The sequence below is a fragment of the Rhodococcus rhodnii NBRC 100604 genome (assembly GCF_001894925.1).
GTDB classification, from domain to species: domain Bacteria; phylum Actinomycetota; class Actinomycetes; order Mycobacteriales; family Mycobacteriaceae; genus Rhodococcus_F; species Rhodococcus_F rhodnii.
Genome location: NZ_BCXD01000034.1, coordinates 1 through 12,674 on the forward strand (window position 1 = coordinate 1; position 12,674 = coordinate 12,674).

A 12,674-nucleotide genomic window follows, 5' to 3' on the forward strand; every position below is an offset into this window, starting at 1 on the left:
AGTAACACCGTCACGCACCGGCCGCCGAGGGGGCGAATCGACCCGCCGGGGCCCGGCCGCTACACTCGTCGATGGATCCCGCGCGGCGTGCATCCTGTGAACTCCCCCAGGGCCGGAAGGCAGCAAGGGTCAACGGGCTCTGCCGGGTGCGCGGGGTCCCCTATCTCTCGCAGCGACGACGCCGGCCCGACCCGATGGTCGGTTGAAAGGCCTTCCGTATGCCCAGCCAGACCCAGTTCGGGTTGATGAACCGCGACGAGCTCGGCGCGGAACTCGACCGTCAGCGCGAAAACTACGCGAGGCTGCGCGACGAGAAACTCGTCCTCGATCTCACCCGCGGCAAGCCGTCTCCCGAGCAACTGGATCTGTCGGCCGCGCTGCTGACCCTGCCGGGCGAGAACTACCGCGCCGCCGACGGCCTCGACACCCGCAACTACGGCGGTGTGACGGGTCTGCCGGAACTGCGCGCGATCTTCGGTGAGCTGCTGGGAATCCCGGTCTCGAATCTGCTCGCCGGCGGCAACGCGAGCCTCGAGATCATGCACGACCTCATCGTGTTCTCGCTGCTGCACGGCAACTCCGACTCGGCGGGCCCGTGGGCGGGTGAGACGGTGAAGTTCCTGTGCCCGTCGCCGGGCTACGACCGACACTTCGCGATCACGCAGTCGTTCGGCATCGAGATGATCCCGGTGCCGATCCTGCCCGACGGACCCGACATGGCCGTCGTGACGGAGCTCGTCGCGAGCGACCCGGCGATCCGCGGCATGTGGGCCGTCCCGGCGTACTCCAACCCCACGGGCGCGGTGTACTCGGAGGAGGTCACGCGCGGGCTGGTCTCGATGCCCACCGCGGCACCGGACTTCCGCATCTTCTGGGACAACGCCTACGCGGTCCATCCGCTCGTCGGCGAGACGGTGCCGGCGCTCGACGTTCTCGGCATGGCCGCCGAGGCCGGAAACCCCAACCGGCCCTACGTCTTCGCGTCGACCTCGAAGATCACGTTCGCGGGTGCGGGTGTCGCCTTCTTCGGCGCCTCCGCCGACAACCTCGCGTGGTACCAGCGGAACATCGCGAAGAAGACGATCGGCCCCGACAAGGTCAACCAGCTCCGGCACGCGCAGTTCTTCGGTGACGCCGACGGCGTGCGCGCGCACATGGAGAAGCACCGCGAGATCCTCGCGCCCAAGTTCGCGCTCGTCCTGCAGATCCTCGAGGACCGGCTGGGTGCGTCGAAGGTCGCGTCGTGGACGGACCCCAAGGGCGGCTACTTCATCAGCCTCGACGTTCTCGACGGCACCGCGCGCCGGGTGATCGAACTCGCGAAGGAAGCCGGAATCGCGCTCACCGCAGCGGGTTCGGCGTTTCCCTACGGCGCCGACCCGGACGATCGCAACATCCGCATCGCCCCGAGCTTCCCGTCGTCGGGTGAGCTCGAGGTCGCGATGGACGGCGTCGCGACATGCGTGCTGTACGCGGCGGCCGAATCCCTGCTGACTCGCTGAGCTGCCGGCTCCCGCGCCGCGCCCTCACATGCGGGCGTGGCGCGCGAGCACGAAGCAGTATGCGCCGTAGGCGCCGAGCCCGAGTCCGGCGAGGACGAGGAGAACCTGCCCGAACGGCCACGAACCGAGAGTCGTGACGGCGCCGTCGATTCCGGTCGCCTTGCTGGGATCGGACGTCGCCGCCGCCGTGACGACGAGGATGCCGGTGCCCGCGAGGACGAGGCCCTTCGCGACGTAACCCGTCACGCCGAGGATCTCGGCGGGCTTGCCCGGGTTCTTCTTCAGGTCGTCGGCGAAGCCCTTCGTCGCACCCTTGTGGACGTGGTAGACGCCGACACCGGCGATGACGAGGCCCGCGATCGCCAGCACGATGGTGCCCGCCGTCGACTCCATGAGCCGAGCGCTGATGCCGGCGTTCTGCTCGCCGCTCGACTGACCCGAGCCCATCGCGAACGACAGCGCCGACCACGCGAGCGCGACGTAGACGACGGCGGTCGCGAGCGGCTTGCCGCGCTCGTCGAGCTGGTCGGACACCGAGTCGCCGGGGTCGGCCGAGATGCCTTCGACGATGCGCCACAACGCGAGCGCGGCGAACGCGATCGCGCCGATCCACAGCGCGATCTCGCCGCCGGGTTGCGACGCGACCCGGGCGAGTGCGCCCGACTGATCGGCGGAGGCGCCGCCGGCACCGAACGCCATCAGCAGCACGAGATAGCCGATCAGAAGGTGCGCGCCGCCGCTGACGACGTGCCCGGCGCGCGCGGCCTTCTCGAATGCCGTGCTCTGGCGCGCCTTGCGCGCCTTGGTGCCGACGTCGCTCACGTGGTCCTCCCGATCGGGGTTTGTTCGGTTCGAGTCGGATCCGGGGATCACGGTCCGATGGGAGGAACCTACGCGGCGTTCAGCGTGCGTGCTGGTACAACTTTCAATCAGTTTCCGTGGCGGTCACTGCCGGTCGGCGAGTTCGGCGACGATGTGATCGATCGTGACGCTCGCCGAGTAGTAGTCGAGCCGGAAGCTCTCGGGACCGAGCGGATACACACGATCCGCCGCGACGGCCGGGGTGCTCGCGAGGGTGGGATCGGCCGAGAGCCGTTCCGCGTCTTCCTGTTCGGCGTTGACGACGAACGTGGCGTCGCCCGGGAGTGCGCGATCGAGGTTCTCCTGTCCGACCGAGACGATGTCGGTGCGCTCCTGCCCCGTTCCGCTTCCCGCACCCGCGATGTCGTCGGGAAGCGTGGCGATCTCGAAGCCCAGCGACTCGAACAGCTGGCCCTGCGCACTGCCGGCCGTGAAGATCTTCGACTCGTTCGGCGAGTTGTAGGTCAGGACGTTCACGGGATCGGCGGCGGAGATGTCACCGAGTTGCTCGCGGGCGGAAGCGACGTGCGCGTCGTATTCGGCGACGAGTTCCTGCGCGGCGTCCTCCTTGCCGATCGCTTCGGCGACGATCGACGTGATCTCCTGCCACGATTTGTCGTCGTAGCGGAGCACGACGACGGGTGCGATCTTCTCGAGGACCTCGACGCGGTCGGCGGCGGAGTCGGCGCCGGTCGCGGACACGAAGATGAGATCCGGTTCGGCCGCCGTCACGGACTCGACGTCGGGCATCCCCTGGTAGAGCACGTCGACGTCGCGTTCCGTCGCGACGTCCGCCCACTGACGGAACAGCCCGCGATCGTCGGTGACGGTGGACGGCGCCTGTGCGCCCGTCCCGACGAGCGGGGCGTCGAGGGCGAGCAGCGGGCCGGTCAGTGTGACACTCGTGGAGACGATGCGCTGGGGTTCGGCGTCGATCGTCACCTCGCCGCGGTCGTCCGCGACGGTGCGCGGCCATGCGCCGGTCGCGGTCTCCGCCGTCGCGTCGGGGGCGGACTCGCTCGCGGTGTCACCGGACGAGCAGCCGGTCAGGACGAGGGCGGTGGCGGCGAGCGCTGCAGCTGCGGCGACGGTGGATCTGCGGAACAAAGTGGTACCTGCTTTCCGGGTGAACGATCACCAAAGGATAGCCTTACCTTAATCACCGTTCATCGGAGGTCGGAATGCGGAGAAGAACGCCGGGGCCGGTTCGGCGGATTCTGCATTCACCGCTGTTGCGCTCCGGCGGGCCCGACGCCGTACTCCGTGAACTCGCGCGCAGCGGCGGCCCGCTCGTCGAGACCGTCGACGATCAGCTGCCCGGGCACGTCACCGCGACCTTCTGCTGGGTGGACGGCGAGTCCGCCGCGGTGTATCTCGACGCGAACGGCATCACCGATCGGGCGCGGCTCGATCGCTCGGCGCTCGCGCGCGAGCCGGGATCGTCGCTGTGGCACCTGTCGCTCGAGGTTCCCGGCGACTGGGCGGGGCAGTACCGCTTCCTTCCGCGGCGGTCGGTGCTCACTGCGCCCGCGGAACCCGATTGGCGATGGTGGCGAGCAGTTCTCGCCGACGCGAGACCCGACCCGTTCGGCGCCGAGGAACTGCCAGGGGAGTGGCCGTCGTCGCGCGCCGTCATGCCCTGCGCCCCGCCCGACGAGTGGTGGTCGCGGCGCCGCGCGCGTGGTCGGCTCACCTCCGGCGTGCGGACCGTCGCGGGCCGAGAGCGCGACGTGTGGGTGTACGAGACGCCGGGGGAGCGGCGCGGGCCGATCGTCGTCGTCCTCGACGGCCGCACGTGGGCGCTCGATCATCCGCTCATGCCCGGGTTCGACGCCGTGGCAGAGCGGACGGGTGTCGCGCCCGTCGCCGTCATGATCGACAGTCTCGACACCGAGACTCGGCGCCGTGACCTCGGATGCAATGACGAGTTCGTCTCCGCTGCAGCAGAACTCGTGCGCGACGTCGCGGCGGAGAGCGACGTGGCTCCCGAAGGCGCGATCGTCGCCGGATGCAGCCTCGGCGGGCTCACCGCGAGCTACGCGGCGCTGACGCGGCCCGACGTGTTCGGCGGCGCCGTGTCGATGTCGGGCTCGTACTGGTGGCCGGACGACGGCGTCGGCCCGTCGGTGCAGGAGACGATCGCGCCGGGCTCCGCGCGCTTCGTCGTCGAGTGCGGGAGCCTCGAATGGATGCTCGTGCAATCGAATCGAGAGGTCGCAGGTCTCCTGCGCACTGCCGGACGCGAGGTGCACCATCGCGAGTTCCGCGGCGGGCACGATCCGGCGCAGTGGCGCGAACGGCTCCTCGCGGGCGTCGCGATGCTGCTCGGCCCGGCGGACGGGACCCTGCCGCTACCATGACGTCATGGCTCCGACGTTGCATCTCGCGGGTGATCCGGACGCGGACGCCCTGTTGGCCGAGCAGCCGCTCGCACTGTTGATCGGGATGCTGCTGGATCAGCAGATTCCGATGGAGGTCGCGTTCAGCGGCCCGCGCAAGCTCGCCGATCGGCTCGGCGACCTCGACGTGAACGAGATCGCGGCGATGGACCCCGAGGCGTTCGCCGCGGTCTTCGCGCAGACTCCCGCGGTGCACCGGTTCCCCGGTTCGATGGCGAAGCGCGTCCAGGCGCTGTGCGGGTACATCGTCGAGCACTACGACGGCGACCCCGAGCGCCTCTGGCTGGGCGGCGAGCCCGACGGCGCGGCCGTCCTGAAGCGGCTGAAGGCGCTGCCGGGATACGGCGACCAGAAGGCGCGGATCTTCCTCGCACTGCTCGGCAAGCAGTTGGGTGTGTCGCCGGACGGCTGGCGCGAGGCGGCCGGCGACTACGGGCAGGACGGCGCGCGGCGCTCGATCGCCGACGTCGTCGACGACACGACGCTGCTGGAAGTGCGCGAGTTCAAGAAGGCCGCCAAGGCCGCGGCGAAGGCCGCGAAGAAGTAGCCGGCGAAGGCCCGCACGAAGTACGCGGGCAACCGCTGCGGTGTCGGTGCCCGCCGGTACCCTTTGGGCGTGGCGCTGTATCGGAAGTACCGGCCCGCGACCTTCGCCGAGGTCGTGGGACAGGAACATGTCACCGAACCGCTCAGCACCGCGCTCGACGCGGGCCGGATCAACCACGCGTACCTCTTCTCGGGGCCGCGCGGGTGTGGCAAGACGTCCTCCGCACGCATCCTCGCGCGGTCGCTCAACTGCGTGCAGGGCCCGACCTCCACGCCGTGCGGCGAGTGCGCGTCGTGCGTCGCGCTCGGCCCGGGTGGGGCAGGCAATCTCGACGTCACCGAACTCGACGCCGCGAGCCACGGCGGTGTCGACGACACCCGTGAACTCCGCGATCGCGCGTTCTACGCACCCGCCGAGTCGCGGTATCGCGTGTTCATCATCGACGAGGCCCACATGGTCACGACGGCGGGCTTCAACGCCCTGCTCAAGATCGTCGAGGAACCGCCCGAGCATCTGATCTTCATCTTCGCGACGACGGAACCCGAGAAGGTCCTTCCGACGATCCGCTCGCGTACCCATCACTACCCGTTCCGGTTGCTCGCGCCGTCCGTGATGCGCGGTCTGCTCGAGCGGATCTGCGATCAGGAGCACGTCCCCGTCGAGGCGCCCGTGTATCCGCTCGTGATTCGCGCGGGCGGTGGGTCGCCGCGTGATTCGCTGTCGATCCTCGATCAGCTGCTCGCGGGCGCCGACGAGCGCGGCGTCACCTATCAGCGGGCGCTCGCGCTGCTCGGCGTCACCGACGTCGCCCTCATCGACGACGCCGTCGGTGCCCTCGCGACGGGAGACGGCGCGGCGCTGTTCGGCACGGTCGACCGCGTCGTCGACGCCGGGCACGATCCGCGGCGTTTCGCGTCGGACCTGCTCGAACGTCTCCGCGATCTCATCCTCGTGCGCGCCGTCCCCGACGCGATCGAGCGTGGCCTCGTCGACGCGCCCCACGACACCCTCGAACGTCTCGCCGAGCAGGCGCAGGCGATCGGCCCGGCGTCGCTCACGCGCTTCGCGGAGGTCGTGCACGCGGGGCTCGGCGAGATGCGCGGTGCCACGGCGCCCCGGCTGCTGCTCGAGGTGCTGTGCGCACGGATGCTGCTGCCCGCGGCAGCTGACGGCGAGGCCGCGCTGCTGCAGCGCGTCGAACGGCTCGAACAGGGAGCGCCCCCGGCAGGGGGTGCGCAGGTGACAGGCGGTTCGCAGGTGGTGGCGGCCCCCGCGCAGACCGAGGCCGCGCCGCGTTTCCAGCGGCCGTCGCAGCGTCGCGAGACCGAGCAGGCCGTGCCCGCCGCCCCTGCTGCTCCTGCCCCGGCCGCCACCGTTCCGGACGTCCCGGAGCCGTCGCAGGTCCCCGAGCCGCCTCGTCGGCCCGAACCGTCCCGGACCCCGGACCCGCAGCCGGTGCCGGAGCCCGCTCCCGAACCCGATCCGGTCCCCGAACCGACGCCCGATCCCGCACCGGTTCCGGAGCCGGAGCCCGTGCCGGACCCCGACATCACCCCGGTCGAGTCGGTACCCGCGGCGCCTGCCCCCGAGCCCGAACCGGCATCCGAGCCCGAGCCGGCATCCGAGCCCGAGCCGGCACCCGAGCCCGAGCCGGCACCCGAGCCCGAGCCGGCACCCGAACCAGCATCCGAGCCCGAGCCCGAGCCTCAGCCGGTCGCGTCCGGTCCGAGCGTCGAGGACGTGCGCTCGGCGTGGAACACGGTGCGCGACAAGGTCGGTGAGCGCAACAAGGTGCTGCCCGCGATGCTCTCGGCGGCGACGGTCTTCGACGTGCAGGGCACGCGCCTCGTACTCGCGCACCCCGTCCAGACGCTCGGTGCCCGCATCGCGTCGCCGCACAACGCGCGCGTCCTCACGTCGGTGCTCGCCGAGATGTTCGGTGGCGAGTGGCAGGTCGACGTCCAGGGCGGCGTCGCACCGCCGCCCGCGCGCGCGGAACCGCCGAAGCGCAAGCCCGCGGCAGCGCCGCGCTACTCGCGTCCGAGCCGTGCAGCCGAACCCGCGGCCGCACCGGAAGGCGCGCCCGCCGCTACCTCCGCGCCGGTCCCGACGCCGTACGACGACGTACCGCCACCGCTCGAGCCCGATCTCCCCGACGATCCGGGCGCCGACGGCTCCGGCGGAGGGCGGTTCCCGCCGTCCGATGCGCAGTCGACCGAGAACGCGACGCCGGCGACGTCCACCGCTGACGACGAGGAAGAGATGTTCGCCGAGGCGGCACGGCCCGCCGATCCGGCGCTGCATCGCGATCCCGACGACGCCGCCGAGGACGTCCTCCGGGAAGTGCTGGGGGCACGCAGAATCGACGGCTGACCCGCCGCAGGTTCACGCTTCGTCAGGCAACCGTCCCGAGCACATCAGGACAGCGGCCTCTGCCGCTCGGGACGCCGGGACCGCGAGCGTCGATCCCGCGAGCGCACCGTGCGTTCGCGGGGCGGCCGACGCCTCGGCACTCGCGAGGACATCCATCATGAGCACAGTCGACATTCCCGGCGACTCGCCGGAGCAGAGCACGGCGGCGCGGCCGGACACGCGGACGCGGTCCGGGCGTGCGTGGGCCTACTGCGGCGTCGTCGCAGGAGTGGCCGGCATCGCCGGTATCCAGGCAAGCATGGGCATCAGCGCGACCTACGATCCCGACTCCGCAGGCGACGCCGTCGCGATCATGACGGTGCTCGAAGGGCAGCGCACCGCCCTCGTCGTCACGCACATTCTGCTGTCGGTGTGTGCGATCGCGATGCTCGTGTTCGCCGCGGGCCTCGCTCGCCGGCTCGCCGCACGGCTCCCCGCGGGGTCGGCGGCACCGGGCACGGCTGCCTTCGGCCTCGTCCTGACATCGGCGACGTGCGTACTGGGAACGGGGCTGACGACGGAGGTCGTCTACGGACTCGGGTCGGGGGAGTTGGTGCCCGAGTTCGCGGTCTTCGTCGGCCACTGGGTGGCGACGATTCCGTGGCTCTGGATCGGGACGGGCCTCACCGGCCTGGCGGTGGCGGCAGCAGCGCCCCGCAGTGGCGCGGCACCGCGGTGGATCGGATGGGTCGCGGGTCTGCTCGGCGCCCTCACACTGCTCGTGGGACTGTCGCCGTTGCAGTACCTGGCGGGCTTCGTCGGGCCGTTGCTGCTGCTCGTGCTGGCGATCGGCTTCGCATTCGGTGACCGAGCGCACGCATGACGCGAGATACTTCCTCCAGGCGAGGAGTATCCCGGCGAGGAGTGTGCGATGGCGCGACCGGTGCGGGTGGGCGGCGGCAGTGGTGTCGCCGCCGTCGTGCTGGCCGCGCTGTGCTGGACGATCGCGGTCGCCTCGCTCGTCGTGTTCGTGCTCGCGCGCCCGGTCGTGAGCGCCGATCAACTGTTCTTCGTCGTCGACGTCGTGGGGTGCGTCGTCTACGGGACGGTGGCGGCGGTCGTGCTCGCACGGCGTGTCCACCCGGTCCCGGTGATCATGGGCGCCGGTGCGATCGGGATCGGCGTCGCGGGATTCGGCTACGCGTGGTCGCAGCTCGCCGCGGCGTCGCCGTCGCTCTGGGCGGCGGACGTCGTGTACCCGCTGCAGAACACCGCGTGGATCCCGGGGACGCTCGCGCTGTTCCTCGTCGTCCCGTGGCTCGTGCGCAGCGGCGCGATTCCGGTCGCGGCATGGTGGGGAGTCGCGCTCGGTACCGCTGTCACGGTGTGGTACTTCGTCTTTCGCACGTTCACCGATCTTTCGCCCGCCGTCGAGCTGATGCCGGTGCTGGTCGCCGGGGCGCTGACCGCCGCCGTCACCGCTCGCCGCCGGGCCACGGGGCGAACCGAGGATCGCATCGGGATGGGCTGGCTCGCCTGCGGCACCGCGCTGATGACGGCGGCGTATCTGCCGCTGCTGCTGCCGGCGACGATGCCGATGTGGTGGGTCGTGACGCCTCTCGTGCACCTCGCGGTGCAGGCGTTCTTTCCCGCGGCGATCCTCGTCGTCGTTCTGCGGCAACGGATGTGGGGAATCGAGCTCGCCGTGGATCGCGCGACGGTCGTGGGTGCGCTCACCGTCGCGCTCATCGCGATCTACTGTGTCGTGACGACGGCCCTCGCGGCCGTCCCGCCCGTGTCGGGGACGGGTGCCCAGCTCGTCACCGCGGCGGCGGTGGCCGTTGCGGTCGTGCCGCTGCGGGTGCGCCTCGAACGCAGCGTGCGCCGGCTCGTCTACGGAGAGGGTGCCGATCCGGCGCGCGCGGTCCGCGCACTCGGCCGGGAGTTCGGGCGCGCCGACACGCCGGGCGGCCTCGTCGAGGGGCTGGCCGCGGGGGTCGGCGCCGCGCTGCGGCTCGCGGCCGTCACGGTGCGGACGAGCGACGGGGAGGTCGTCGCGCGGTGGGCCGACCCCCGGTGGGAGGTGCCCGGCGAGTGGGTCTCGACGCCGCTGCGCCACGGCAGCCGCGAGATCGGGATACTCGACGCCGCACCGCCGCCCGGGGAGCGGCTCGACGAGCGGGGGCGGCGCACGCTCGACGAACTGGGCGCCGTCGTGACGGGCGGGCTCGTCGTCGCGCGAGCGCACGCTGACGTCGAGGAGGCACGCGAACGTCTGGTGACGGCACGGCTCGACGAACGCGCCGCGATCCGCCGCGAACTGCACGACGGGCTCGGGCCGTCGCTCGCCGGAATCCGGCTCGGGCTGCACGCCGTCGGCACCCTCGTCACGCGCGATCCGGACGCGGCGGCCCGCACGCTCGCCGCGCTGCAGGAACAGCTCGACGCGCAGGTCGACGGGGTCCGGACGCTGGCCCGGTCGATGTTTCCGCCGGTGCTCGACGAACTCGGTCTCGGTCCCGCGCTCACGGAACTCCGCCGCACGCACGCGGCGTCGGGCTTCGAGATCGCGCTGTCGCTCGATCTGCCCGACGACTGCGCGCCGAGTGTCGCGACGGCGGCGTACGGCATCGCCGTCGAGGCCGTCACGAACGCGCGGCGTCACAGCGGCGCCGACGGGTGCGCCGTCGAACTGAGAAACAGTGTGTGCGAAGGCGAGTCCGTCGTCGAGCTCACCGTCACCGACCGCGGCCGCGGGTTCCTCGGTACGAAGGGCGCGGGCGTCGGGATGCGCACGATGCGCGAACGCGCTGCGGCCGTGGGCGGTTCGGTCGAGGTGAGCGCCGCACAGCCGCACGGCACCGTCGTGCGTGCCGTCCTGCCGCTCGCCCCGGCCGCGGTGCCGGTCGCCGACGTCGTGGGGGCGTCGTGAGGGCCCCGATTCGGGTCGTCGTCGTCGACGACCATCCCGTCTTCCTGCTCGGGATGACCAGCCTGCTCGGCACGCTCGACGGCGTCGAGGTCGTGGGTGGCGCGGAGTCCGCGGCCCGGGCGCTCGAGGTCGTGACGGCCGAGACCGACATCGTGCTGATGGACATCGAACTCGGCGACGGCTCGGGGATCGAGGTGACGGCGCAGCTGCGAGCGCGATTCCCGGCGCTCGCCGTCCTCATGGTCACGATGCACGACGCCGACGCCGCCCTCGTCGCGGCCGTCCGAGCGGGTGCGCGCGGCTACCTCGTCAAGGGGGCGACGCCCGAGGAGGTCGAGCGCACCGTCCGCGCCGTCGCCGCGGGCGGTGTCGTGCTCGGGTCGGCCGTCGGCGACCGCGCGCTGGGGCTCCTCGCCTCGGCCGGGACGTCGCGCGCCCGCGCCTTCCCGCAGCTCACCGACCGCGAGCACGAGATCCTCGATCTCGTCGCCGCCGGGTGGGACAACGCCGCGATCGCACGGCGGCTCGTCCTGAGTCAGAAGACCGTGCGCAACTACGTCTCGTCGGTGCTCACCAAGCTCGACGCCCCGAGCCGCTCGGCCGCCGTCGTCCGCGCCCGTGACGCCGGTCTCGGTGTGCACGACGGCGCGCGCTGACGTGCTTCTCGACCGCTCCGGTCACGGGACCTGCTCGGTTCGGTCCTGTCGTGCGTGCATCGCCCCGATCTAGAGTCGATCGTGCTGGGCACTGCGCCCTGTGCCGCGCGCGTGGTCGTGCGTCCGCGGCCTGCCGCCCGGGCATTCGGAGCGCCCGGGCAGGAGCGAACCGAAGGAAGGAACACTTCACAGTGACCACAGAGGCGTTCATCTACGAAGCCGTCCGCACCCCGCGCGGACGCGGAAAGAAGACGGGCTCGCTGCACTCGATCAAGCCGATCTCCCTGGTCACCGGCCTGGTCGACGAGCTGCGCACCCGTTTTCCCGATCTCGACGAAGACCGCATCTCGGACCTGATCCTCGGTGTCGTCACCCCCGTGGGCGACCAGGGCTCCGACATCGCGCGCACTGCAGTGACCCTCGCGGGCCTGCCCGACACCGTCGGTGGCGTGCAGCTCAACCGCTTCTGCGCGTCGGGCCTCGAGGCCGTCAACACGGCGGCGCAGAAGGTCCGTTCGGGCTGGGACGAGCTCGTCATCGCCGGCGGCGTCGAGTCGATGTCGCGCGTGCCGATGGCCTCGGACGGCGGCGCGTGGGCGATGGACCCCGACACCAGCTACCGCAGCTACTTCGTGCCGCAGGGCATCAGCGCCGACCTCATCGCCACGATCGAGGGCTTCACGCGTGACGACGTCGACGCGTACGCCGTGCGGTCGCAGGACCTCGCCGCGAAGGCGTGGTCGGGCGGCTACTTCGCGAAGTCCGTCGTCCCGGTCAAGGACGTCAACGGCCTCACCGTGCTCGACCACGACGAGCACATGCGTCCCGGCACCACCGTCGACGCCCTCGCGGGCCTGCAGCCGTCGTTCGCCGGTATCGGCGAGTTCGGTGGCTTCGACGCCGTCGCGCTGCAGAAGTACCACGCCGTCGAGAAGATCGAGCACATCCACCACGGTGGCAACAGCTCGGGCATCGTCGACGGCGCGGCGCTCGTGCTCGTCGGTTCGGAGCAGGCGGGCAAGGACATGGGGCTGACGCCGCGCGCCCGCATCGTCGCGACCGCGACGTCCGGTGCCGATTCGACCATCATGCTCACGGGTCCGACGCCGGCCGCGCACAAGGCGCTGAAGGCCGCCGGGCTGTCGGTCGACGACATCGACCTGTTCGAGATCAACGAGGCGTTCGCGTCGGTCGTCCTGAAGTTCCAGAAGGATCTGAAGATCCCGGACGAGAAGCTCAACGTCAACGGTGGTGCGATCGCGATGGGCCACCCGCTCGGTGCGACCGGCGCGATGATCACCGGAACAATGGTCGACGAACTCGAGCGCCGCGGTGCGCGCTACGCGCTCGTGACGCTCTGCATCGGCGGCGGCATGGGTGTCGCCACGATCATCGAGCGCGTCTGACGTCCTTTTCCCTTTCGAT

General features: G+C 71.4%; 10 protein-coding genes and 1 other RNA gene. 9 read left to right on the forward strand and 2 right to left on the reverse strand.

What is annotated here, in order from left to right; all coding sequences use genetic code 11:
• The first annotated feature begins 70 nt into the window (after window positions 1–70).
• Window positions 71–165: signal recognition particle sRNA small type (gene ffs, locus RR1_RS19175), an RNA gene on the forward strand.
• A 53-nt stretch (window positions 166–218) separates the two neighbouring features.
• Entirely contained in the window at window positions 219–1,502 is a 1,284-nt protein-coding gene (locus RR1_RS19180; RefSeq protein WP_010839553.1) for an aspartate aminotransferase type Ic, read from the forward strand.
• Between the two features lie 24 nt (window positions 1,503–1,526).
• Here RR1_RS19180 and RR1_RS19185 read toward each other — a convergent pair whose 3' ends face one another.
• A complete protein-coding gene (locus RR1_RS19185) occupies window positions 1,527–2,324 on the reverse strand; it encodes a DUF1206 domain-containing protein (protein WP_040774672.1) in 798 nt (265 codons plus the stop codon).
• Between the two features lie 123 nt (window positions 2,325–2,447).
• Entirely contained in the window at window positions 2,448–3,470 is a 1,023-nt protein-coding gene (gene fepB, locus RR1_RS19190; protein WP_010839555.1) for a Fe2+-enterobactin ABC transporter substrate-binding protein, read from the reverse strand.
• 74 nt (window positions 3,471–3,544) lie between these two features.
• On the opposite strand from fepB, the gene fes reads away from it, so the two are divergent.
• The 7 genes from fes to RR1_RS19225 all read left to right on the forward strand — a co-directional run bounded on the left by fes (window position 3,545) and on the right by RR1_RS19225 (window position 12,655).
• Window positions 3,545–4,723, forward strand: coding sequence for an enterochelin esterase (gene fes / locus RR1_RS19195; protein WP_010839556.1), 1,179 nt, complete (start codon window positions 3,545–3,547; stop codon window positions 4,721–4,723).
• 4 nt (window positions 4,724–4,727) lie between these two features.
• On the forward strand, window positions 4,728–5,309 hold the full coding sequence (locus RR1_RS19200) for an HhH-GPD-type base excision DNA repair protein (RefSeq protein ID WP_010839557.1): 582 nt from the start codon (window positions 4,728–4,730) through the stop codon (window positions 5,307–5,309).
• Between the two features lie 69 nt (window positions 5,310–5,378).
• Entirely contained in the window at window positions 5,379–7,682 is a 2,304-nt protein-coding gene (locus tag RR1_RS19205; protein WP_010839558.1) for a DNA polymerase III subunit gamma and tau, read from the forward strand.
• A 157-nt stretch (window positions 7,683–7,839) separates the two neighbouring features.
• A complete protein-coding gene (locus RR1_RS19210) occupies window positions 7,840–8,544 on the forward strand; it encodes a hypothetical protein (RefSeq protein WP_010839560.1) in 705 nt (234 codons plus the stop codon).
• A 48-nt stretch (window positions 8,545–8,592) separates the two neighbouring features.
• Entirely contained in the window at window positions 8,593–10,593 is a 2,001-nt protein-coding gene (locus RR1_RS19215) for a sensor histidine kinase (protein WP_010839561.1), read from the forward strand.
• Between the two features lie 53 nt (window positions 10,594–10,646).
• Entirely contained in the window at window positions 10,647–11,249 is a 603-nt protein-coding gene (locus RR1_RS19220; RefSeq protein ID WP_143153933.1) for a response regulator, read from the forward strand.
• Between the two features lie 191 nt (window positions 11,250–11,440).
• Window positions 11,441–12,655: an acetyl-CoA C-acetyltransferase gene (locus tag RR1_RS19225; RefSeq protein ID WP_010839563.1), complete on the forward strand. Its 1,215-nt coding sequence runs from the start codon at window positions 11,441–11,443 to the stop codon at window positions 12,653–12,655.
• Window positions 12,656–12,674: the final 19 nt, after the last annotated feature.